Origin of the sequence: Helicobacter bilis ATCC 51630 (assembly GCF_000686565.1) — a bacterium.
Taxonomy (GTDB): Bacteria; Campylobacterota; Campylobacteria; order Campylobacterales; family Helicobacteraceae; genus Helicobacter_A; species Helicobacter_A bilis.
Map to the genome: position 1 here is coordinate 1 of NZ_JMKW01000015.1, position 24,698 is coordinate 24,698.

Sequence of the window (24,698 nt, forward strand, 5' to 3'; positions counted from 1 at the left end):
TTTTTTTTGTAGAATGCCAACTTCATTACAAATTTTAAGGAGAAATCATGGGATTTAAAAAGAGTATAAAGACAAGTGTTTTATCATTGGCACTTATTTCTAGTATGGCTTATGCCGATGGATTAAAAGAGGAAAAAAGTGGTGGTTTTGTTGGTTTGCAGGCTGGGACTTCGCTTTTGCAACAGAAAAATGAGTATCATTGGAACAATCCATATAATAGAAATATTTCTAAATACAACTATACAACTGCAGCGTATGGTGTGCTTGGTGGTTATGAATATTGGTTTAGTAATAGTTTGGGTGCGCGTGGTTATGCACTCTTTAGTGGGGGCTAATTTCTATGTTATGCAATTTGGAGTTGGTGCTGATGTGATATATAACATTACAAATGTTGCTGATGGGAATCTAGGCGTTATAGCTGGTTTGCAATTAGGCGGTGTGTATTGGCTAAACTCATGGTATTGGTGGGGTAGCTCTAGTAATCAAAACTCACTAGCATTTGATATGGCATTAAATATTGGTGTGCGTTGGACTCAAAATGAGCATGTGATAGAAGTGCTTGGTAAGATTCCATTTATAGAGGCACATACTGGCACATATCTTTATAGTGATGGCGATAAAAACGAATATTATTCAAAAGAGACTTTCTCATTTGTTGCGCGTTATATGTATAGATTCTAGATTTATTATCTAACTTCACTTTTCGCCATGTTGTCATGGCATTTATCCTTATTTATGATTGCGTTGCTATTTTGTCAGATTATCAACGCAAGCTTTCCTTATCAAACAATAAAATGGCATAATAAACCTGCATTGCAATATACAATATATAGTGCATAAAATACACAAAATACATATTTACAATGCTTTTATGCTATAAAAAAGACAACTTTTTGTTTTTTTGTGTATGATATTTACGCTTACTTGTTTATCATAATATAAAAGGCTACTCAATGACAAAACTAGGAATCAACGCAAAGGTATCAATTAGCACGACTTTAATGGTGCTTGTGAGTTTTAGCATTTTGGCGTGGTTTGTGTATTTTAACGCACAAAAGACCATTACACTCATTGAGTATGAGACGCAAGAAAAGCAAGTAACGCAATTAGAAAATCTCATAGATGTCTATATTGATGAGAAAAAGCGGTTAATTCAAAAACTCGCAAAAGAAGCCCTTGCAAGTGGCTTAAATGAATCTCAAATGACACAAAATCTCCGCCTTATCCAAGAATCTGGCGATTTTAATCTCACTTATATCGGTATAGAATCTAGCGGGAGAATGCTACGGGGTAATGGCAAACACCAATACCCACAAGATGGCTATGACCCCCGCATAAGAAGTTGGTATCAAATCCCTAAAAATTCACTTAAAGATGAAGTGCTAAGTGAGCCGTGGATACAAAACTCATATAAGATTCCAGTTTTTGGCTTTGCTTCCCCACTGATTGAAAATGGTAAATTCATCGGTGTGGCTAGTAGCGATATTGCCCTAAAATCACTCAATGCCTATATCCACGCACAAGATGAGAATACAAGCGAACAAGAGATTATCATCATAGACAAAAATGGCAATTATGTCAGCCATAATGATGAGAGTAAGATTTTGCAAAGTGATGATTTTTCTAAGGCGATAAAAAGTAGCTTTAGCGCGGACACACCGACTTTTAAACTAGATTCTAATATCGCAACTTGCAAGGTAGAATCTCAAACGCAATGGCTGCTTTGCTCCATTATCCCAGAATCTCGCATTGCCGATAAGCTTAGTCAAAACAACAAGCCTATTTTCATTATGCTAGGCATTTTTGCCCTTATTCTCGTTGTCGCACTCTATGTGATTTTGGCGTATTTGCTAAAGCCCATTAGACGCATTAAAAAGAGTTTGCTAGAGTTTTTTGACTTTTTAAATCGCAAGCAAAAAAGTGTGAATCCTTTGAAACTCCGCAGCAGCGATGAGTTTCAAGAAATGGCAGAAGTGATTAATGAAAATGTAGAGACGATTCAGCAGAATCTCTTAAAGGATACAAAGAGTTTGGAAGACTTTTTTCAAGCGGTTGAGAGTATCAAGCAGGGGCATTTGCATTTGCAGATACAGACAAATGCGAACAATCCGCAATTAACCCAGCTTGGCGTGCTGTTTAATGAAATGCTAACTTCCCTTGATGAGAATGTCTCGCGTGTGCTTGTGATTTTGAAGCGATATGCAGACAATGACTTCCAAAAGCAAGAGAGTGAGTCGGCACAGAATCTGCAAGGCGAACTTCAAGCGATGAATGAAGGTGTGGGGTATTTGGGCGAAGAGATACGCAAAATGCTTTTTACTAGCCTTGATTTTGCAAAATCGCTAAATCTTAAGGCAAAAGAGCTAGAAGATTCTGTAATGGCGATGAGTGAAAGCACACAGAAGCAAAGTAAGTCGCTAGAAGAGACGGCAAATGCGGTAAGAGAGATTACAGAATCTATGCAGGGTGTTGATAGTAAGGCGCAAGAAGTGGTGCAGCAAGGCGATGATATTAAAAAGATTCTAGGATTTATCGCAGAGATTGCTGATCAAACTAATCTTTTAGCACTAAATGCAGCGATTGAAGCAGCAAGGGCAGGGGAGCACGGGCGGGGCTTTGCAGTCGTAGCCGATGAAGTGAGAAACTTGGCTGAACGCACACAAAAGAGTCTTGGCGAGATAGGGGCAAGTGTGAATTTGCTTGTGCAAAGCATTAATGATATGGGCGAGTCCATTAAGGTGCAAATGGAGGGTATTGAGCATATTAATGAAAGTATTGTTGAGCTAGAAGAGATAACAAGTCATAACACGCAAACCGCACATAAGACGCAAGAGATTAGCTTAGGTGTAGAACACATCGCACAAGATATTTTACAAGATGCAAATATGAAGAAGTTTTAGGGCTTTGGGGTATTGTGTTTGTAGGCTAAGATTCTAAGATTTTAGGAATCTTTGTTGAATTACAAGCAAGAAATTTTATTCCAAAAACTCTATTTTTTGTAGCGGTATAAAATAACTGCCTTAAAATCCCAAAGTAGAGTGGAATAAAATTTTAGTTAAATAACTCGCCATATTTACTTGAATCTTGTTAAGTCATTTGGGGGTAGGGATTTAAATTTAAGCATTAGATTAAACAAAAAACTTTTTTGTGTGAGCTAGAATTGCTTGGTTTGCGTTAAGAACACCCGCTTCTAAGTGTTTGGCAAAAGTTGGGGTGATTTATGAATCTATATGGATTTGTATAAGTTTTGGGATAGATTTTAAAACTTTGGAAAGTAAAATGAAAGGCTAGATTCTTATATTTTGAGTGGTTTAAGCGATGAGATTCTAGGCTTTGTGTTAGGTTTTACAAAGCCTATTTCTTTGTATGCTTGAATCTACGCACTTGCTTGATTTCCCACGCTCACTTGATTTTCCACATTTGCCCTACATATTTAATCTACATACCTAGCATTCCGGCAAAATCATTTTCAACACCAAGTATATCAAGCGCACCTGCAATCTGTCCGCGATGATGTGTAGCGTGATTTAATAACGCAAGGATTAAATGCGCCCTTGTTTTGCTAAAAGAGAGATTTTGCCCCAAATGCAAAGTCTCCACTTTATTAAAATCACTCATATTTGTGATAAGCTCTATCATCGCTGTGTCTGTGTCATCTTGAAGTGTTTGAAGGGCATTTAAATCCTGCAATAATGAATCTTTAAGCGTAAAGTCTTGCTGCAAATGTTGCAGTAAAGATTCTAATTTATTTGGTTTTTGCCACGCAAATGCACTAAATTGCCCCAAAAACAGCCCAATACTCCCGCAAAGGCTATGAGCCGCAGTGCCAATAATGCTTTTATAAAACAAGCCGCAATCTTTATAAAGCAAATCTTTTTTGCCATTTTTCACCATATCATTAAACACTGCAAACATCGCTCTATCCGCCATTTGATTGTATCTCGCCTGTAATATCAGCATATCTTTCATCTTCTCTCCTTTAGGTTGTTGTAGCCGTATTCTATCCTAGAAGCTTTTTTAAAAAATTAATATTGTATAAATTTATAGAATCTTTAAAATCACTTAAACAAAGCAATGCAAAGCTTAGAATCATATCTAACCCACAGATTCTAAACTTTTTTGCCAACCTTAAATAACCTTGTAAAAATATTCATAATGCCACCTTGATTTGTTTATTTTGCAAACAGAGATTCTGTTATATAAACATTACGATTAAAACTGATGTTTGTTATTCTGCATGAAAACTCAAAAATATTTGTGAATTTTTCACAGAATACTTAATTTAGAAAAACAAAACCTAAAACTTCTCCCATTCTGTGTGTTCTTTGCTTTTATCCATTATAGCTATACCCATATTTTCTAGAGTATTTCGTATAGAATCTGCTTTTACAAAGTCTTTTGCTGCCTTTGCTTCTAGTCGCTCTTTTATGAGAGTTTCAATCTTTAGCTTTTCTTCATCGCTTACACCAAGCTGAAAATATTCGCTATAACTTAAAGTCCCAAGTCCTAGCACAAAGTCGATTAATGCTAGATTTGCCTTTGCTTTTATCTTATAGGCTTTATCTTTTGGCTGTGTGTCAAGTCGCTCATTTGCCTCTTTTATGAACTCTTCAATTACACTCAAAGCAAGTGAGATATTTAAATCATCACTAAGAGATTCTAAAAACTTTTCACTAAAATCTTTTGTAGCTTGTTTTAGAATCTCACTCATATAAGGCTTAAAAAACTCTTCCCATTCACTTGCTTTTATAGAATCTGTGTCATTAGAAAATGGTAAAAATTTAGGTATAGAATCTTTTTCATAACCAAGCCTTTTTTTAAGGCGATATATTTTATCAAGCCTTTTTTTTGATTGCAATAAATCTTCTTCATTAAAATGCAGTGGGCTTCTGTAATGTGTGCCTATGAGATAGTTACGCAGTATTTCGCCATGATATACTTTCAATGCGTCTTTTATAAAAAAGCTATTTCCTAGACTCTTACTCATTTTCTCACCATTAATGGTAACAAAGCCATTATGTAGCCAATATTTCGCAAGCTCCTTGTTATGCAAACAGCGAGTTTGTGAGGCTTCATTCTCATGATGTGGGAAGAATAAATCCTGCCCACCAGCATGTATATCAATGCAAAATTCCTTGTCTTTATATGCTAATACAGAATCAATCATAGCAGAACATTCAATATGCCAACCGGGTCTGCCTTTACCTAGTATGCTTTCATAGCCTATATCATTTTCTCCCTTGTATGCTTTCCATAATACAAAGTCCCTTTGATCTCTCTTGCCCTCTTCTACCTCAACTCTATGCACTGAATCTGTATCATCTAAATGCTTACTTAATGTGCCATAACTCTTATCTTTACTCACTTCAAGGCAAATATCTCCATTAGGCAAACGATAGGCTATATCTTTTTGCAGTAAAGATTCTATAAAATTTGACATAGATTCTAAAAACTCTGTTGCACGAGGCTCAAAGTGGGCTCTTCTCACATTTAAAGATTCCATATCTTGCAAGTATTTATCGATATAATGCTTTGCTAGTTCATTGAGTGGAGTTTTAGTTTGAAAGGATTTATTAATCAGCTTATCATCAATATCTGTGAAGTTTTTAGCGACTATGACTTTATAGCCCTTTGTCTCTAAGAATCTTGCGAGTAAATCAAAGCTAATAGCACTTCTAGCATGTCCTAAATGCGCATCATCATAGACCGTCGGACCGCATATATACATGCGTATTTCATTTGAATTAAGCGGAACAAGATCTATTTTATCTCTATGTTTTGAATCATAAACTTTCATTGTCTTCCTTAGTGTTATGTAATGTGAAAAAATTGCTTGAAAATTTGTAATATACTAAATGTTACGCCAAGCGCTAAAAGTAGGTAAAAGGCGTATTTTTTATGCGAGATTATAGCTAAAAAATTGTGAATCCCAAATGCTTTTATATTGAAAACAAAAAGCACAACACCACCGATACTCCCAGCCAGTGCAACTATAAAATAACGCAATTCCCAAAGTATGCCATCTGTAATACTAAAATATCGCATGAAAAAAATAAAGATTCCAGAAAGCAGCGTGCCAACCGCAAGTGCGATGACAGAGTATTTTGCCGCTTTTGCTTGTTGCTTTTTCGCATAAAGCCAGAGGGAGAAAATCCGCGTTAAGCCAAAGGCTAAGAGTCCTGCCATATAGCCGATAAACGCCCATGCAACTTGCAGGGTATCTTCTCTTACAAAGTTTTTTCGCTCAAACAAAAGCCATACGATTTCATTACTCAACATAATGCCACCAAGCGTGCAAATAGAAAGCGTTATGAATAGAAACCAAAAAGCTGTTTTTAGATTCGCTAAAGCTATCTTTTCATCTTTTCGCTCAATCGCCTTTGCAATGGTTGGGAATAATGCACTAGAGATAGCAATAGCAAAGATGGCTAAAGGTAGCTGAAAGATTCTATTTGCAAAGTTTAGTGTGCTAACGCCTCCATCTGAATTTGGCAAAAGTGTGATAAGACTAGAGTCAATAATAGCAATAATTTGTGCGGTAGAAGCCCCAAGCATAGCAGGGAAAAATGCTTTAAAAAAGGCTTTAATGTCAGCAAGTAAGCGTAAGACATTATGTTTTGCTTTTGTATAGAATCTTTGATTCTGCGTTGTCTCTTTACTAAAGAAACTGCGGCTTTGCCTTGTTTTGGTGCTTTTAGTGGATTGTTCGCTCAAGGCTCGCTCACTTACCTTTAGGTAACCCCCTTCGCCTCCACCTTGAAAACTACAAAAATCACTCAAAGATACTTCCGCAGAATTTTTATCTATGCTTTTTTTAGAATCTATACTTTCAACTTTTGTAGATTCTAGAATCTTAGATGCTTCCGCAGTGGTGCTATTTGTGTTTTGACTAGATTCTAGATTCTGTTTAGAATCCATATTGTTTGCGTGGTTTAAAGTAGAATCTTTGGAATCTATGCTAGATGTTTCGCTACGCTCAACATGACAAGCAATAGAATCTTTATGCCCAAATCTTATCCCCCTAAAACTTATAGTCATATTAGAATCTCTATACCATTTTTTGAGTGAAAGCATACCAATATACTGCAACTTCCATAATCCCGCCCTATAAAGCGGATAAAAATGAATGAGTATTTGACACACACCGCCAATAAGGACCGCATAGCTTAGTATATACACTGCTTGAAAGAGTTCTTTTTCGGTTAAACTCGTTTGAAACTGATAAGGCAGCATAGCCACAATCATAGCAATATTTAAAAGTGCGGTATTATAGGCATTGACCCAAAAGATATTTTTATATTGCAGTAGTGTGCTTAGATAAGTTACAATAAAAATTAATATAAGATACCAAAAGTGGATACGCACAAGTGGCATAGCAAGATTAATCCTCTCTTCATCATAACCTAATGCTAGAATCTTTGTAATAAAAGGGGCAAACCACATAACAAGTATGCTTAAAATGAGAATGAAAAAAAGAAAAATCCAAAAAATACTCACACTAAATGCCCCCTTTTTCTTCGCACTAAGAAAAAATGGTAAAAAGCTTTGCACAAATGCCCCCTCACTCACAACACGCCGAAACATATTTGGAAACTTAAAGGCAATAAAGAAAATATCACTATAAATGCTTGTCCCAAGCACTGCTGCTTGAATGGCATCACGCAAAAATCCAAATACACGAGAACACAAGATTCCAGAAGCGTTGGTAAGAAAAAATCGTTTAAGCCTGTTTTGTTTTCTATTAAATTGTTTGTTGTTGTCTATCGTTTTAATGTTTTCGCTTGAATGTTTTTCTAACATTTTTTATACTCTTTACAAAAATATAGTAGAATATGCAATATTTTTTGGGATAACTATTGTAACAAACAAAATTTGATTTTAAGGTTAAGGCAATGACTTTTTTTGCGAAAAAGAAACTCAAAGGTGTGCGTGATTGGGTTAGGGAGCTTACGCAGTTTTGTGCTGATTCTGAATTGAGTTTTAATGATTGTAGCTTTCATGTTGCACATACACATACAATGTTAAAAAAAGATGATAAAGTTTTAGCCCCAACCTTTTTTAAAGAAACTTATAATCAAACAAGTGATGAAATCTATCAAACATTTGATATTGAAATCACACCAAAAGAATATGATTTTTCAAAGTTAAATTTTGCTTTTAGTTATCGCCATTTAGAAGCTGTTTTAATCTTAAAAGAAGGCTTTTTTGTCGATGATAGGGAGCAATATAAGGCTCAACTTGCTGACTATATCACCGCATTTCTTATACAAAAAGACATTATTATTACAAGCGTAGAGCAGATAAAAATGCGTGTGGATAAGATTATAAGTGAGAATTTTACGCCACCATGCACGATTATGGAAGAGAAAAGATTTATATTCTTACGCTCAAAAGCAGATATTAAAAAACAAGGCTTTACAAATCTTTTAGAAGAGAAATGGTGTAGAGAAAATTATAAAAGCCCCATGCCAAACGCACTTTATGCGGTTGCAGAGGGCGATCCTATCGGCTTTTTCTTAAAAGATTCCATACCTACTTCTGGTAGAAACTTGCAAGGTGAATTTATAGATATGAAAAACTTGCATTTAAATACACCAAAACATGAAGATGGCAAGGGAGATTCTAAAGAGTTTGAAAGTGGGACATTTAGGTATAAAGCCCCACCTGAAGCTGGTAATGGCATAAGAAAAGTAGAAGAAGGTCAAGTCGTTAAATACGAAGCAGATAGACATGGTATTGTAGAGTTTGCAGAGACTGGATTAAGGCTTATTGATATAGGCACTTTTCAGCAAGTTGGTCGCACAAATAGTATTTTGGGCGGTGTTGAAAAGATGGCAGAAGTAGATATTGACTGCCCAGACAAGACAAAAGATGCGGTGCAAAATGGTGCGATTATTGAAGCTGAAGTGGTAAATATCAAAGGCACGGTTGGCGAAAAAGTCATCATTAAAGCAAAAAAACTAACAATTAATGGGCAAACACATCAAAGTGCAGTTATGTATGCCGATGAAGCAAGTATCAATATCCATAAGGGAATCTTATATGCAAAGGAAGCTGATATCGATAAGCTAGAGAGTGGCAAGGTCTATGGTGGAAGCATTAATGTGCTTGATGCACAAGGTGCAAAGATTGTAGGCGATAGCATTGTGGTATCTAACCTGCATTCTAATACGCATATTAAATTTTGTGAGAAACTTCATCTAAAAGCGATTAATGGCAATGAAAATCAAATAAGCTTCGATGTCTTTGCTAATTTTGAGAATAGAGAAAAACTCTCAAGTATCATTCATCTAGACTCACTTCTAAAAGATGATATTAACGCACGCGTAGCGTTTTGCAGGGCATTAGCAGATAAAACACAAAAGCTAAAACCTATCATTGATAATCTAAAACCTGTTATTGACAGAAGTAAAAAGGAAGGCTTTGAGCTTGATGCAGAGACAAAGAAAACGCTAGGATTCTATGTGCTTTTATTGCGACAGATAAAAGAGCAAAAAGATATGGCAACACAGCTACAAAAGCTACGCACAGAAAACACACAAAAAGGCAAAATGATAGAAAAAATGCTAGGCATTGCAAAACTCACGACAGAATCAAGCTGGAAAGATAGCAATCAAATCATTTTAACACGACATTTCCCACCAGCAACGAACAAAATTTTTCCTCAAGATTCTGAAATGTTTGAAGTCGCCATTAATGATGATGGCGTAATGGAAAAGATTGGGCAGTAAGACAAACAGAGTTAGTTAAAGTGTTAAATATTGCTTTCAAGATTGACTTTGCCTTTATTAATTGTCTTAAAGCAATAGGACACTGAATGATTATGATGATTTTACAATCTTTAATCACACAAGCTAATACAAAACAAAGAAAAAGTAAAAATATACAAAACTCTAACATTTTTTAGGTATCATAATGACTATTTGCCTATGAAAAGTGAGGAATATATGCCATTAGGTGCGATGAGTGCATTAATCACCCCATTTAAGAATGGAAAGATAGACACGCAGACTTACGAGTATCTTATCAAGCGACAAATCAAATATGGTATGGACGCATGTGTGCCAGCAGGCACAACTGGTGAGAGTGCTACTATGAGTCATAGCGAACATAAAGAGTGTATAGAAATTGCCGTGCAGACATGTAAAAACACAGGCATAAAGGTATTAGCAGGGGCTGGGAGCAATAATACGACTGAAGCCATAGAATTAGCACAATTTGCAGAAAAGTGTGGTGCAGATGCCATATTATCAGTTGCCCCATATTACAATAAGCCCACGCAAGAGGGCATTTATAGACACTATAAGGCAATAGCAGATTCTGTAAATATACCTATTATGCTTTATAATGTCCCATCACGCACAGGCTGTAATATCGAGGTAGAAACAGCGATAAGGCTTTTTAAATCAGTGAAAAATATATATGCAATTAAGGAAGCAAGCGGTATGCTTGATAAAGTGTATTCGCTTATGAATATGCAAGAGGCTGATTCACAGAAGAGATTCCATGTTTTAAGTGGTGATGATGCGCTTAATTATGGGATTTTATGCAGTGGTGGAAGTGGCGTTGTATCAGTAACGGGCAATATTTTCCCACAAGATATTGCTAACCTTTGTCATTTTGCAATAGAGCAAAAAAATGATGAGAGTTTAGCTATTTCTAATAAACTTTATGGTATAAATAAAGCTTTGTTTTTTGAGAGCAATCCTATCCCGATTAAAGCGGCGATGTTTTTGCAGGGGCTTATCCCTACTTTGGAATATCGACTGCCATTGTGTGAGCCAAGCAAGGAATGCAAAGCGTTGCTTGAGAAAACTTTACAACATTATGAGGTGCAAAAATGAAAGAACAACTGACAAGTGAATACATGAAAGGCAAGACTCTAGTTATAAGTGGTGCTACTCGAGGTATCGGCAAGGCTATTCTTTATCGCTTTGCACGAGAGGGTGTGAATGTAGCTTTTACTTATAATAAGAATGAAGAGGAAGCACAAAAAATCGCACAAGATTTAGAATCTAAGTATCAAATCAAAGCAAGATATTATCCGCTTAATGTATTAGAGCCAGAGCAGTATGTAGGGCTATTTGAGCAGATTGATAAAGATTTTGATAGAGTGGATTTCTTTATATCAAATGCTATTATTTATGGACGAAGTGTTGTCGGTGGGTTTGCGCCATTTATGCGTTTAAAGCCTAAGGGGTTAAATAATATTTACACAGCAACCGTGTTAGCCTTTGTCGTTGGCGCACAAGAGGCGGTTAGGCGTATGCAAAAAGTAGGCGGTGGCAATATTGTAACACTTAGCTCCACAGGGAATCTTGTCTATATGCCAAACTATGCAGGGCATGGCAACTCTAAAAATGCGGTAGAAACAATGGTAAAATACGCCGCACAAGACTTAGGTGAGTTTAATATCCGCGTAAATGCAGTGAGTGGCGGACCTATTGACACAGACGCACTAAAAGCTTTTCCAGATTATGATGAGGTAAAAGCAAAGGTTGAAGAACAAAGTCCATTAAAAAGAATGGGAACGCCAAATGACTTAGCGGGGGCTGCATTCTTTCTTTGTGATAATACGCAAAGCTCTTGGCTAACAGGGCAGACAATCGTCATTGATGGTGGCACAACTTTCGTGTAAGATTGAAGTTTTAAAGTGTGTATTTTGGGTGCATAATGCAGGTATTGAATGCAATTATACGCAAGTATAGGGCATTTAAGGACTTTTGGCATACGCATATTGCTACTTATACTTACATTGACTTATATCCGCATTTAAAGACTTCTTTAGATACTAATAATTCTACACCAAATAAAAAATCTGCATGTAATACTGCCTACAATAACGAGAGAGACGCTATAGAATCTATCCAGCCTTATGTAGCACAAAATGAAACAGGTCTAGAATCTAGCATGAGTTTCGAAGGCTTAAGTGATTCTAAGGATAATAATGAGAAGTTAGAATCTAGCAATTACGACTTAAGATTGAGTGCTAGTTTAAATAATAATGAAAGTTTAGATTCTATACATTCCACATTACAGAATACAGCTATCACGCAAACAACAGAGAATTTAGAGTCTAGTCCAAATGGGTGGGTGCAGGGTGTAGTGGTACAAAATAGGGAAAATCTAAAACCTAGCCTTAGTGTCAGCAAATCGCAAGATTCCATAAGTAAATCAACACAGAATCTAGATTTCAATACGACAGCTTGTCATATTGACCTTGAGCAAAGCGAAAGGGAAATATCTAGCATAGAGCTACAACAGAATCTAGATTCTAAAAATTACGCTCTAAACCCCGCAGCCCACCCAAATTCAGCACAGAATCTAGATTCTAAACCACCTTGTTATGTTGAGCGTAGCGAAACATATAATATAGAATCTAAAACAGATTTTTTGCTTAACGCTCAAAATGACAATAAACAAAATCTAGATTCTATAAATTCTATGTCTCAAAGTTCAGTATCCGCACAAGTAGCACAAAACCTAGATTCCAAAAATCATGCCCTAAACTCCCAGCCCCAAGCAGATTTAACACGAAATTTATACTCCACACAATACACACAAACAACAAATAAAAATCCCAGCACAAAAGATACAATCCATTCCACACAGAATCTAACTCAAGCAAATCTAATCCCCTTGCTCCACGCCCTAAAAAAGCCCTATATCACATTAGATCAATTAAATAGCAATCACACAAAGCCACACCCACTAGCAAATATATTTCATCGCAAGAAAAGTATGAGAATGTATTATACAATCCTGCCGCTAAACTCATTAGAAGCAAGTAATATTGACATTGAAAAAAGCGAGTTAAAAAGCCCAAATATGCTAGATTCCATCGTGCCACTAAAAGCAAAAAGCAATGGATTAATACCTTACAACTATGAATGCAAATATTTCTTACAGAATCAAAACAAAACACATTTTAACTTTCAGCTTTTTGCGATAAAGAGCGAACTTCTAGAATCTTATGCCCTAAAGTATTCAGGCAAGATTCTATGCTTAAACCCACTTGAAATGTTTTCATCGCTTTTCACACTCTACCCGCATTTAAAACGCTACACCATCATTTTTCAAGATTCTAGCAAACATGCCTTATGCCATTACGCACAGGGCTTTTTAACCATAAGCATTGTGCTAGACCGCACAGAAGCCTTGCAGAATTATTACTCATTGATTGAGGATTTTGGTGAGATTTTTTATTGTGATTTTAGCGGTAAGGCGGATTTATTGCTAGATTTTAAGGACATTGTAAGCCTATTTAATCTGCCTTTGAAAGAATGTTTGCAACTACTTGCATTAGAGTATATCCGCGCAAAACCAGCTTATATTCACTTTTATGCAAGGGCATTTTATAGTATGCGTTCATTCCTAAAAATGCTTTTATTTGCAACTTTATGTATATTTATATTCTATTTTTTAGCACTTTTTTATCATAAATATGAGTATTTTCAATATCTAAGGCATGAAGCCCTTACACATAGCACGCAAATAGATTCTCTCTATCACAAAAAGCAGCAATATCCACTCATGTATGAAAAACTTTTTGAAAATCTTTTAAATAAGCAAAGCCTAAATTTTTGCCTACAACAAGACTATAACGAGATAGAATCTACATGGATACAAACAGATTGTAATAAACCTTGATAGCTAATAATGTAAAGTTTTTACTATTTTTGTAAAAATATTTTACATTTATATTGACAATATATGTAAAGCGTGCTAAGATTTCAAACATAAAGGACATAATATGGATAAAAATAGCACATTAAGAGATCGCCTGCGGGAGTTAGGCATAAAGATTGTAGATTTAGCAAACATGCTAGATATATCACGCCCTACACTCTATAAGCATATAGAATCTTATGAGACAAATGCGTTAGAAAATCTAGATTCTAGTTATATCGCATTGTTTAACTACATTACGCAAAATGAGTTTATCAACGCGAAAAATGTCTTTATCTATATCACGCAAAATATCTTAAGACTTAAAGAGAGAGATTTGCAAGGCAGCATGGCAATGGGTAGAGTGGCAATCACAGGCAACGCACAAAAAGATGCTTTCATTACCCTGCTTTTAGAATCTAATCGCTTTGATGACTTACTTGGCTATTTTATTTCATGTTATGAACTTTTGCAAAAAGACACATTGAGCGATGAAAGCAAGGCGTTTTTACAACCACTTTTAAAGCTTTATGAAAGTCTTGGTTTAAAACTTTAATTTTATTATAAGGAGCATATTATGGCAAAGAAAGAAACACAGCAAAGAGTTTTGGTAATCAAAAACTTCAAAAATATCGGCGTTAGTCAAATGGATTCTAATTATAACTTAAGCGATAAGCTAGAGAAATTAGTCCTAAATACAAGCTATAAGGGCGATCATCATGGCGGTTTAGTAACTATTATTGGTGAGAATAACACGGGTAAGAGTAATGTAAGTGGAGCCATAGATAAATTTGCTTTTAAAGATGAAACTACATTTAATGAGAATGACTTCCCTAATTTCTCAAATTATGAAGCTTGTGAGCCAGATTTAAATCTTATGCTAAGAGATTATACACAAGCAGCAGCGACAAACAATGGGGGGGGGGGGGGCAAAATATGTCTCTCATACTTTAGCGACAATGCAACAACAAAATGGCGAGATGCAATATAAGTTTTGTAATAATAAAGAAACCTTAAAAGCGGCTATTAGAATCTACACAAAGACCCTATTAGACAATAAGGACTTTGACTCCAAGAAAGTAGAGATATTAGACCTATCTAATAAGGCAAAAGAGAGTAAAACTGAAAAAGAGTTATTGGCAATTTATTCAAAGCTAAAAAATATGGAAACAAATAGTGTTGAGATTCTTAAAGCTAAGGAAAAATATCAAAATGATATAAAGCAAGCATATAATGAGCTATTAGAATCGGCTAATAACATTATAGAGGAATTTGAGCTGGAGGTTGATGATTATGGTATTTTTAGTTGTATACAAGATACATATCGAGAGCAATGGCAAACTATTAAGAATAATATAAAATCTAGCAAAGATTATGACAAAATGATACAAGCCTATAAAGAAATGCAGAATTTTATACAAAAAGTAAGCACAGAATATAAGAAAGAAGATGATGATATGTGGGAGAAAGAATTTGATTTCATAATCCCCAAAAACATAAAAGATCCTACAATAACAAAAAAATATGAAAATGTAGATGAAGTGCTAGAGGAAGTGTTTGAAGATAGTGCAATAGAAAGTGAGAGTAAAGATTCTCTCTTTTTACCCCAAATCTTTAACTACAATGATATGACAGATGAATTTAAGAATGATGATTTAATTGTTTCACTTGATAAGCTTAGTGAAAGTAGATTTTTCCAATCTTTGTTTAATGCGATTAATCAGCCAATGTTTAGCGTCCTTAATGCGTATAAAAAAGCTAAAACCACCCCAGCTTTTTTAAGCAACCAAGAAAGAGTCATAAATGAGAGGATTAAGAATATTGTAACAAAAAGGTTTAATGAACTCTTTGGGAAAAATGATAAGAATGGATATGATTTTGAGATACGACTAGAAGAGCATAGAATCTCTTTTGCCGCTTACAAAATTAATGGAGAAGGTGTAACCGATCGTGATGTATTAATCCTAGAGCAGCAATCCACAGGTTTTAAGTGGTTTTTTAACCTATATTTTAATCTCTTAAATGGCAAGATTCTAAAAAGTGGGGATATTGTGCTAATGGACGAACCAGCACACAATCTCTCGCCTAAGGCAAGGAAAGAGTGTGCGGAGTTTTTACGCAAATATGGCGAAGAGAATGGGATCACCTTTGTGATTGTAACGCATGATTTATTTTGGATAGATTCTGACTTTTTAAATGAAGTAAGAATCATTAAAAATCGTGAAGACAAAGAGCTAAAAGGCGTTAGCATACAAAATGACTTTTCACGCATACAATCAAGCGATACAGATACATTTTTAGAGATTAAAAGGGCATTTGGTGTAGATATGCATGTATTCTATCCACCGAATGTAAGGCTTGTTTTTGTAGAGGGCATTACAGATTACAACTATTTGAGCGCCTTTAAGCTTTTATTGCAAAAAGAGAGAAATGAAGAGTTAGATATTGTATTTTTGCCAATATGTGGTTTAGGTAAAGATTCTAGCGAAAAAGCCATTGTATTAGAAAAGCTTATGGGACAATGTAAAGATCCTATCTTGCTCGTAGATTCCGATGAAGCAAGCAAAGAGATTGAAAGCATAAAGCAAGAAAAGGGTTATGATAAGCTAGATATTATTAAACTTAGCGAAATAGATTCTAAATTTAAAGAGATAGAATCTCTATTCAGCAAAAAAGATTATGAAAAATATGGTTTAGAAAAGAAAAGTAGTGGTATATCATCAGCGTTTAAAAAGCATATTCTATGGGCAAAAGATGATGAAAATGCAAAAGATGAGCGTTTAGAGAAAACCACAAAAGATAACTTTTATAAAGTTTTAGAGCATTTACTAAAAAATCTTTAAAAATATAAAACACAGAATCTTAAGATTCTATGCGAGATTAAAATGTAGTTTTATAAAAGCTAACAAATAGTTACTAAACATATATATTTTATTTTAAGTTTATTTTATAGAGAAATAATGTAAAATTTCACAGAATATTTCGGCAAAAGTGGGGTTTTATGCGTTTTGTATTCTTTGTGATGGCTACATTTTCTGTGTGTTTTGCAAATATACTAGATTCCATACGCACAGAACACCCAAAGAATTTCAGCAAAGAGACTTGGGAAGTCCATACGCAACAATGCCTTAATAAAAATGCAGAATCATGTAAAATCGTCATTGAAATCGGCTTAAAAACCCTAGATGAATGCAAGGCAAAAAATGAATGTAGCGTGATAGGCGAAATATTTTTATATGCAGATTCTATAAAACGAGCAATGTCCTATTTTGAAAAAGCATGTGGCAAAAAAGATATGAATGGTTGCTACTTTATCGGCTTATATAAAGCACAGAATAATAATTTTGTAGAGGCAATGCCATATTTTGAAAAAGCATGTGATAAAAAACACGCCCCATCATGTTTTATGAATGCCAACTTTTATGAGCATGGCAAAGGTGTAAGACAAGACTATGAAAAAGCCGCTACACTCTATAAAAAATCATGTAAATTAAAGTATCCTAATGCCTGTTTCACACTTGGCAACTTACATGAAGCAGGAAAAGCCTTAGCACATAATCTATCGCTTGCAAAAGAGTTTTATGGCAAGGCATGCGATATGGGTATGCAAAAAGGTTGTGATTCCTACAAAGAGCTCAATCAATCTGGAATCCCCTCACTTTATCAAGATAAAAATGTGTTTGATTAAAACATGCTGGATAAAACACTTCATGACACGGCACAAAAATGTAACGATGGTAAGAATCTTTAGAATCTAAACACAAAATCCAGTGATAAGCTGAAATTCTCTATAAAAAGCTATTTTTCTGGCGTTTTATTGTAATATTACACTTTTACTTTATTGCGATATGAAGGATAAACATGCGACATTTTCTAACTATCAATGATTTTACAAAGCATGAGATTCTAGAAATGCTTGCACTTGCGATAAAAATTAAAACTGAATATACAAATGGTATTGCGACACCATATCTTAAGGGCAAAACCCTTGCAATGATTTTTGAGAAAAGCTCCACTCGCACTCGCGTTAGCTTTCAAGTGGGGATCTATCAGTTAGGCGGCTTTGGAATCTCTTTGTCAAATAATGAATTACAGCTTGGCAGAGGGGAAATCGTCCGCGATAGCTCGGCTGTTATTAGCTCTATGGTGGATATGATTATGGTGAGAACGCACATGCACGAGAGGCTAGAAGAGTTTGCAAGGTTTTCAAGTGTGCCTGTGATTAATGGGCTTAGCGATGTGTTTCACCCTATGCAGCTTTTAGCAGATTATCTCACTATGATTGAATGCGGTATATTTGTGCCAGATTCTATACTGCATGATGTGGGAGCAAAAAATAGTATCGCAAAGCCCATTGTAGCCTATATTGGCGATGGGAATAATATGGCAAACTCATGGCTTATGCTTGCTTCCAAGCTTGGCTTTGAGATACGACTTGCCTGTCCTAAGAAGTATATGCCTAGCAAGGATATTGTAGAAATCGCAGAGAAAAACGCACAAGAGAGTGGTGCAAAAATAGTCATCACTGATGATATTTTTAGTGTTGCAAAAGACGCACATGTTATCACAACAGATACTTGGGTATCAATGGGGCAAGAGAACGAAAAAGAGACGCGTATGTGGGACTTTAAAGATTATAAGGTAGATTCTAAAATCATGTCTTTGGCACATGAAAATGCGATTTTCTTGCATTGTCTGCCCGCATATCGTGGATTAGAGGTAAGTGAAGAAGTAATTGATGGGAAACAAAGCAAGATTATTGAAGAAGCACACAACAGACTTCACGCACAAAAAGGAGTAATGGTATGGCTAAACGAACAAAATACGACAAGAAAAAGCTAGTAGAAAGCCTGCAAACTCTGAGTAATGTAGCCTATATGGCAAAGCTAGATGATGCTAGATGGTTGCTTGAGTTTGTAGAGGGGGGTTTTAATGAAAATGAAGCGTGGTTTCTAAAGACCACAGAGGGAAAGGAATTTGTCGCCCTGCCACAATTTGCCCTTCAGAATCTTTTAGGACATATTCAACAACATAATGAAGAGAAGTTTTTAATGCTTTTGCGTTATGAGATAAGAGAGCTTATGCCAATTGATTTAGAAGATACAATGGCAGTAGCCCTGCATGAGTTTCATTCCTACAAGCAATCAAATGGAAATATTCAAGATATTGATGCAAAGGCATTTGCAAAGAATATTAAGTTGGCACACCCAAATCTTTTCTTACGACTGGATAGTATATTTAAGCTTTAATTCATATTTGTCTATATATTTTACAAGCATGTATAAACTAAGCGATGTGTATATGAGTTTCTTAGCGTTAAGATTTTATGATAACAATCTTACTTAGAGTTACTAAAAATTAAGAAAATTATACTTTATGTCGTTAAAAAGAGAGCTGCGTAGCCTATTTGAGTAGCACAGAAAAAGGATCAAGGGGCATGAAAGTTTGAGTTTGTGTAGAATCTGTGCTTGTTTGAGTATTGTGATTTCTATACGCCCATTCAAATAATGTAGCCATAACAACTAGTCCATTATATGCTAAAAGGGGTGCTAAAAGAGTTTTTTCATGTGTATTAAATGGCGATAAAACATAATTTGCCACTTCTTTATCGCCGCTTTTTTGATATGAAGAAAAGAGATTCATAATAGCTTCGTAGTCTTCTTGTTTTATAGAATCTATTTTTTGTGTTAAGTTTGTGTTTGGGGTGGAAGTTTTAGAATCTTTATTCTGTGTTGTTGTAACGCTATTTATAGAATCTGTGCTTTGAGTAGATTCTAAATTCTCATTATCTTGCACCCCTACGCCCTGCACCCGCTCAAATGGTTGAGATTCTAAAATCTTATTATATTGAGTTGTATTTGAAATATCTTTTTCAAAATTTTTGTTAGATGTTTTGTTGCATTCAACATGACAAGGATTAGAATCCATGCTAGACATTTGCTGACACCCAATATTAAAATCATTAGAGTCTAAATTTTTATCCATAAAAATTTTAGATTCCATAACTTTAAAAGGGCTTTTTGTTTTAAAGATTTTTGCCATACATAGCTTTTCTAAATAGGTTTCATAAAAAAGTGTCCTAAAAGATTCTATACTTACTCGTGTATTATGTGCTACAAGAGAATCTAGCATGTCATGCAATATGATATTATTGCCAATCCCAAGCTTTACACGCAAATAATCTCTCTTCACATATTCATGGATTGATTTTAAGCCATTGTGTCCGCCACTTCCGCCTTTATAACGAAAGCTAAGATTCCCAAAACGAGTATCTAAATCATCATAGATAACAATCATTTGGGCGATATTACACTTCTTTTCAATGCTTTGAAGTGCGATACCACTTCTATTCATAAATGTGGTTGGAGCGATACACAGAATCTCATATTCATTTGATAAACTTCCTAATTTCTCTCTAAAATTTTTTTGTAGTTCTAGGCTATCTAAGGGCTTTTTATGTGGATTTAGACATTTGAGTTGAGTTAAGAAAAATGGAAAATGCTCTAAGGGTGCTACAAAGTCTTTAAGGCTAATTTTTGCTTGAAAGCTTTGCATGCTTTTTTGATTTTGCCATTGCATTATGCCCTTTTTTTTATCTACAAGACTTTCAAGATCGCCAAGTAAAGTTTTAGTATTTTGATAGTCCAAAGAGTTGTGTAGTATATAGGGATTATTTAGCATTTGCGTGATGGCATACAAGCTTAAAAAGCCCATATTATGCCTTGTCATCGCATATTTTGTGCCGATATTGCCCAGACCTACGATAGCTATTGTTTGCATGTTTATCCTTTTGTTATTTTCTTGCATAATTATAACAGACAATAAAAGTAGCTTTTATAAATAATAGATTCTAACACTTTCTTAAGTCATATCTATGAAAATATGTAATTTTAGAATATAATAGCAAGACTATTGAAATAAAGGGCAAAAATGTTTAGCGGTATGGAATCTGATTTACACGCATTGTTTGTTGGGGCTATCGCTGTAACTGCAGTCTTAAATCCTTTTGGTAATCTCCCGCAATTTATCTCAATGACAGAGGGCGTAAAAAAGCCCATGCGGAAAAAGCTGTTTAGAAATATCGTTTTTACTGCTTTTTGCATTGTGCTTGTGTTTTTATTTACCGGGTCTTTTATTATGAAATATTTGTTTCGTGTAAGCCTTGATGATGTGCGTATTGCAGGGGGTTTGATCCTTATTGTTATGAGTTTAAAAAACCTGCTTTTTTCTTCCACAATACAAGATTTTTCAAGCTATCAGAATCTAAAGTTTGATGAATTATTCCGCAAAAGCATTATCCCTATGGCATTTCCCATGCTTGTGGGTCCGGGCACACTTGCGACTATCATTGTTATCGCAGAAGATAAAAGCATGTTAGTTGCCATTGGGGCGATTATGTGTGCGTTCTTATTTATGTTTTCATTATTTCATTATGCAGCAACTATTGAAAAAATATTTGGCAAACTTATTTTATATATTTTTTCACGCATAGCCCTTGTGTTTATCATTGCTATGGGAGTGAAAATGATTATTTCTGGGCTTCGTGGAATAGGCGTTATTACGACTTGATTTTATTTAAAGTTATGCTACAATAAAGCCCTAAAATTCATACAAGGTTAGACAAGAATGCTAAATAAAAAAGTAACGCTAAATACACTTCGTGCAAAAAAAGGTAAAGAAAAAATTGTAGCAATCACGGCTTATGATGCACTTATGGCGAGAATCTTTGATGGTGAAGTCGATGTGATTTTAGTCGGCGATAGTCTTAAAATGAGTTTTGGCGGTGAGAGTGAGACTTTGCGTGCAAGCCTTGATGAGATGATTTATCACACAAAGGCAGTGTGTGCTGGAGCAAAGCATTCTTTCATTCTTGGAGATATGCCCTTTGGGACTTATGCGACAAAGAAAATGGCATTAAAAAATGCGCTTAAATATTATAAGGAATGCAGTGTTGATGCACTGAAAATAGAAGTAGATTCTACTAAGCTTGATATTGTAAAAGCCCTTTGTAGTGAGGGGATCGCAGTTATGGCACACATTGGTTTAAAGCCGCAATTCATGCGATTTGAGGGTGGGTTTAAAGTAAAAGGCAAAAATGAATTAGAAGAAAATGAATTGATAGAGAGTGCTATTGCTATGCAAGAAGCAGGGGTCTTTGGCATACTTTGTGAGGGGGTAAAAGCAAATGTCGCACAAAAGATCACACAAGCAGTGAAAGTGCCTACTATTGGCATTGGTGCAGGGGTGCATTGTGATGGGCAGATTCTTGTATGGAGTGATGCTTTTGGCTTTTTTGATGCGTTTAAGCCTAAATTTGTAAGGCAGTATTGCGATGGTAAAAGTATGCTAAAAGAAGCTGTGCGTAACTATGCTAATGATGTAAAAAATGTAGCTTTTCCTAGTGAGAGTGAGAGTTATTAGTGTTTATTTTAATTTAGCAATATTATATGCTTTTTGTTTAGAAACTGACTTTATACAGGTTTGCATTGCTGTTGTATTTTAATATTTTTGTGAAATTTTTTATATAAAATATGACGAGCTAAATTTTTTAGTTTTTTTAAATCCATCAAAGATTTTGTAAAGGAAAATTGTGAGTTTCATACAGCTAGATTCTATAACAAAGACTTATGGCAAGGGTAAAAATACTTTTCAAGCTCTGCATGGTGTCAATTTAGAGATTAAAAAAGGTGAGTTTGTAGCCCTCATGGGTCCTTCTGGGTCAGGTAAATCGACAATGGCGAATATACTTGGCTGCCTTGATATTGCTACAACGGGCAAGTATTATTTTAATGGTGTTGATGTATTTACGCTTACACGGACACAAAGGGCATTATTGCGGCGACATTATATGGGATTTATCTTTCAAGGGTTTAATCTTTTATCAAGGACTTCCGCGCTTGAGAATGTGGAGTTACCGCTCATATATCGCGGTATGCACAAAAGAGAGCGGCAAAAAATCGCACTTGAAGCACTTGATATGGTGGGACTTGCGAACTGGTCGCATCATAGTAGCGGAGAGCTTAGCGGTGGGCAGTGTCAGCGCGTAGCCATAGCGCGTGCAATCGTTATGAAACCTTTATTTTTACTCGCTGATGAGCCAACAGGTAATCTTGATACAAAAAGAAGTAATGAAGTTATGGAGATTCTAACACGACTAAATCGCGATATGAATATCACGATCCTTATGGTAACGCACGAGCCAGACATGGCACAATACGCACACAGGGCAATTCACTTTTTAGATGGAAATATCCATGATGAAGTGATTTTTCAATAAATATGCTTTATACAATTTAATCATTAGAATCTAAAACAACCTACCATTTAAGCACAGCAAAGCTTTAAACTAATCTTGTGATTGGCTAGACTTTGTGTTATCGTTCTGTGATAAGTCCTTGCTTTTAGATTCTATATCTTTTTTTAAGGGTTGCTTCATCTTGCATTCCTTTTATTTACATTATTGCTTGATTAAGCTTAAAAGTGCTTGTTTATAGGCTGATAGTTTTTCTTCTGTATAGGCTTCAAAACGCGTAACAAGTGTGGGTGTCGTATTACTCGCACGCACAAGCCCCCAGCCATCTTTAAACACAACTCTCACACCATCAATGCTAATAATCTCTACAATCTCGGGAAAATCTGCTGAAAAGTCTGTATTGTTACCCTCTTTTTGCGCCTTTAGAATCTCTTGCAATCTAGTCTGCAAACTCGCTATAATGTGAAACTTCTGTGCTTCATCTGTTTTTATTTTCTCTTCTTGTGTGCTATAAGTTTTTGGCAGGGATTTTATGCTTTCTTCTAATGTCTCAATGGGCGTTTTTAGATTCTTATGAGTTTGCTTTTCTTTATAGATTAGCTCCAGAATCCTTAAAGCCGCATATATCGCATCATCATAGCCAAAATACCTATCATTAAAGAATATATGCCCACTCATCTCACATGCAAGCTGTGCGTTTAACTCTTTTAGCTTGACTTTAAGATTACTATGTCCTGTTTTATACATTACACTTTTGCCTATCGCATTAATGCTATCATACATGACTTGAGAGCATTTGACCTCGCCTATTATCGTTGGATTTGTAATAGTCTTTGCAATGTCTCGTGCGAAAAGTATAGCCAACTCATCGCCTTTAAAATTGTGATTCTGTGAGATTAGGGCTACTCTATCGGCATCGCCATCAAATGCGATACCAATATGAGCGTTGTGTGCTTTTAGGGCATTTTGTATATCCACTAGATTATGCTCTTCACTTGGGTCTGGGTGATGATTGGGGAAAGTGCCATCTGGCTCAAAATATAAGGGAATAGTATTTAAGCCTAGATTTTCTATAATCTTTGTCAAAGCAATGCCCGCCACGCCATTACCGCAGTCAAATATAATAGTCTCTTTTAAATCTTTTAATATCGCAAACTCTTTTGTCATGTAATCTATGTAAGATTCTAAAACATTAAGCTTTACTGAATCTTTTTGTGTGATATGTGGCACATTGGCACTTGCCATTTTTTTGCCAAGTGCTTGAATCTGTTCTCCATAAAATGGGGCTTTGTTGATTGTGATTTTAAAGCCATTGTATTGCGGTGGATTATGCGAGCCTGTAATCATAATCGAGCTTTTAATCTCTGTGCTAAAAGTGCAGTAATACGCAACAGGCGTGGGAATCATGCCAAGATTAAAGACCTCTAATCCACTTGCTTGTAGTCCATAGCTAAGCCATTCAAAGAGAGTAGGACTATGTGTCCTTGCATCGTATCCAATGGCGACTTTATTATCATGCTTTTTAATCTCTTCTCCAAGTAAATAGCCAATTTTTACTACCACTTCTTTTGTTAAATCAACTTCAAAAATCCCTCGAATATCATATTCACGAAAAATCGACATACATTCCCCTTAAAACTCAAATAAAACATATTGTAGCATAAAGCTTTATAGCTACGAAAAATGGGGATAAATTTTGTGTTAATGTGCATGTAAGCTTTGTTTTGATGAGATAATTTATTGCTGCAAGGCTTTCTATATGAACTCATAAAGCATA

Annotated in this window: 21 protein-coding genes; 16 read left to right on the plus strand and 5 right to left on the minus strand. The window is 35.3% G+C overall.

The annotated features are described in order from the left end of the window. Positions 1 to 47 precede the first annotated feature (47 nt). From T368_RS16545 to T368_RS0103980, 3 genes are all read left to right on the plus strand, one after another. Positions 48 to 335, plus strand: coding sequence for a hypothetical protein (locus T368_RS16545; protein ID WP_004084039.1), 288 nt, complete (start codon positions 48 to 50; stop codon positions 333 to 335). Further along, positions 313 to 681, plus strand: a complete 369-nt coding sequence (locus T368_RS16550) for an outer membrane beta-barrel protein (protein WP_027338308.1) — start codon at positions 313 to 315, stop codon at positions 679 to 681. The genes T368_RS16545 and T368_RS16550 overlap by 23 nt, the downstream gene beginning before the upstream one ends. Before the next feature lie 272 nt (positions 682 to 953). After that, a complete protein-coding gene (locus tag T368_RS0103980; RefSeq protein WP_027338309.1) occupies positions 954 to 2,900 on the plus strand; it encodes a methyl-accepting chemotaxis protein in 1,947 nt (648 codons plus the stop codon). Positions 2,901 to 3,438: 538 nt separating this feature from the next. Here the strand turns inward: T368_RS0103980 and T368_RS0103985 are convergent. The 3 genes from T368_RS0103985 to murJ all read right to left on the minus strand — a co-directional run bounded on the left by T368_RS0103985 (position 3,439) and on the right by murJ (position 7,800). Further along, entirely contained in the window at positions 3,439 to 3,969 is a 531-nt protein-coding gene (locus T368_RS0103985; protein WP_004084032.1) for a DinB family protein, read from the minus strand. A gap of 328 nt (positions 3,970 to 4,297) precedes the next feature. Beyond that, entirely contained in the window at positions 4,298 to 5,797 is a 1,500-nt protein-coding gene (gene cysS / locus T368_RS0103995; protein ID WP_004084031.1) for a cysteine--tRNA ligase, read from the minus strand. A 14-nt stretch (positions 5,798 to 5,811) separates the two neighbouring features. After that, a complete protein-coding gene (gene murJ / locus T368_RS0104000; RefSeq protein ID WP_004084030.1) occupies positions 5,812 to 7,800 on the minus strand; it encodes a murein biosynthesis integral membrane protein MurJ in 1,989 nt (662 codons plus the stop codon). Between the two features lie 92 nt (positions 7,801 to 7,892). On the opposite strand from murJ, the gene T368_RS0104005 reads away from it, so the two are divergent. From T368_RS0104005 to T368_RS0104055, 10 genes are all read left to right on the plus strand, one after another. Then, positions 7,893 to 9,731 (plus strand): hypothetical protein, encoded by a 1,839-nt coding sequence (locus T368_RS0104005; RefSeq protein ID WP_004084029.1) that lies wholly within the window; start codon positions 7,893 to 7,895, stop codon positions 9,729 to 9,731. 216 nt (positions 9,732 to 9,947) lie between these two features. Next, the gene (gene dapA / locus T368_RS0104015; protein WP_004084024.1) at positions 9,948 to 10,844 is read left to right on the plus strand and encodes a 4-hydroxy-tetrahydrodipicolinate synthase; all 897 of its coding nucleotides are present in this window, start codon (positions 9,948 to 9,950) and stop codon (positions 10,842 to 10,844) included. Then, a complete protein-coding gene (locus T368_RS0104020; RefSeq protein ID WP_004084022.1) occupies positions 10,841 to 11,638 on the plus strand; it encodes an enoyl-ACP reductase in 798 nt (265 codons plus the stop codon). Before dapA ends, T368_RS0104020 begins: the two co-directional genes overlap by 4 nt. Before the next feature lie 35 nt (positions 11,639 to 11,673). Beyond that, complete coding sequence (locus T368_RS0104025; RefSeq protein ID WP_004084020.1) at positions 11,674 to 13,650, plus strand: hypothetical protein; 1,977 nt, start codon at positions 11,674 to 11,676, stop codon at positions 13,648 to 13,650. Positions 13,651 to 13,753: 103 nt separating this feature from the next. Beyond that, positions 13,754 to 14,224: a helix-turn-helix domain-containing protein gene (locus T368_RS0104030; RefSeq protein ID WP_004084019.1), complete on the plus strand. Its 471-nt coding sequence runs from the start codon at positions 13,754 to 13,756 to the stop codon at positions 14,222 to 14,224. Positions 14,225 to 14,245: 21 nt separating this feature from the next. Continuing rightward, on the plus strand, positions 14,246 to 14,659 hold the full coding sequence (locus T368_RS0104035) for a hypothetical protein (RefSeq protein ID WP_027338311.1): 414 nt from the start codon (positions 14,246 to 14,248) through the stop codon (positions 14,657 to 14,659). Continuing rightward, positions 14,583 to 16,511, plus strand: coding sequence for an AAA family ATPase (locus tag T368_RS0104040; RefSeq protein WP_237022140.1), 1,929 nt, complete (start codon positions 14,583 to 14,585; stop codon positions 16,509 to 16,511). Before T368_RS0104035 ends, T368_RS0104040 begins: the two co-directional genes overlap by 77 nt. 158 nt (positions 16,512 to 16,669) lie before the next feature. Further along, the gene (locus T368_RS0104045) at positions 16,670 to 17,356 is read left to right on the plus strand and encodes a tetratricopeptide repeat protein (protein ID WP_004084017.1); all 687 of its coding nucleotides are present in this window, start codon (positions 16,670 to 16,672) and stop codon (positions 17,354 to 17,356) included. A 173-nt stretch (positions 17,357 to 17,529) separates the two neighbouring features. Then, positions 17,530 to 18,510, plus strand: a complete 981-nt coding sequence (gene argF / locus T368_RS0104050; RefSeq protein WP_004084016.1) for an ornithine carbamoyltransferase — start codon at positions 17,530 to 17,532, stop codon at positions 18,508 to 18,510. Next, positions 18,474 to 18,917 (plus strand): DUF2603 domain-containing protein, encoded by a 444-nt coding sequence (locus T368_RS0104055; RefSeq protein ID WP_004084015.1) that lies wholly within the window; start codon positions 18,474 to 18,476, stop codon positions 18,915 to 18,917. The genes argF and T368_RS0104055 overlap by 37 nt, the downstream gene beginning before the upstream one ends. A 154-nt stretch (positions 18,918 to 19,071) precedes the next feature. On the opposite strand, the gene T368_RS14490 is transcribed toward T368_RS0104055, so the two are convergent. After that, positions 19,072 to 20,448: an aminoacyl-tRNA hydrolase gene (locus T368_RS14490; RefSeq protein WP_004084013.1), complete on the minus strand. Its 1,377-nt coding sequence runs from the start codon at positions 20,446 to 20,448 to the stop codon at positions 19,072 to 19,074. Between the two features lie 150 nt (positions 20,449 to 20,598). Between T368_RS14490 and T368_RS0104065 the strand changes: the two genes are divergently transcribed. The 3 genes from T368_RS0104065 (at position 20,599) to T368_RS0104075 (ending at position 22,945) form a co-directional block, all read left to right on the plus strand. Continuing rightward, a complete protein-coding gene (locus T368_RS0104065) occupies positions 20,599 to 21,237 on the plus strand; it encodes a MarC family protein (protein ID WP_004084009.1) in 639 nt (212 codons plus the stop codon). A gap of 57 nt (positions 21,238 to 21,294) precedes the next feature. Beyond that, positions 21,295 to 22,089 (plus strand): 3-methyl-2-oxobutanoate hydroxymethyltransferase, encoded by a 795-nt coding sequence (gene panB / locus T368_RS0104070; RefSeq protein ID WP_004084007.1) that lies wholly within the window; start codon positions 21,295 to 21,297, stop codon positions 22,087 to 22,089. A gap of 169 nt (positions 22,090 to 22,258) precedes the next feature. Then, positions 22,259 to 22,945, plus strand: coding sequence for an ABC transporter ATP-binding protein (locus tag T368_RS0104075; RefSeq protein WP_004084005.1), 687 nt, complete (start codon positions 22,259 to 22,261; stop codon positions 22,943 to 22,945). A 180-nt stretch (positions 22,946 to 23,125) separates the two neighbouring features. Here T368_RS0104075 and T368_RS0104085 read toward each other — a convergent pair whose 3' ends face one another. Beyond that, positions 23,126 to 24,544 carry a phosphomannomutase/phosphoglucomutase gene (locus T368_RS0104085; RefSeq protein WP_004084003.1) on the minus strand — a complete coding sequence of 473 codons (1,419 nt, stop codon included), beginning with the start codon at positions 24,542 to 24,544 and terminating at the stop codon, positions 23,126 to 23,128. Positions 24,545 to 24,698 lie beyond the last annotated feature (154 nt).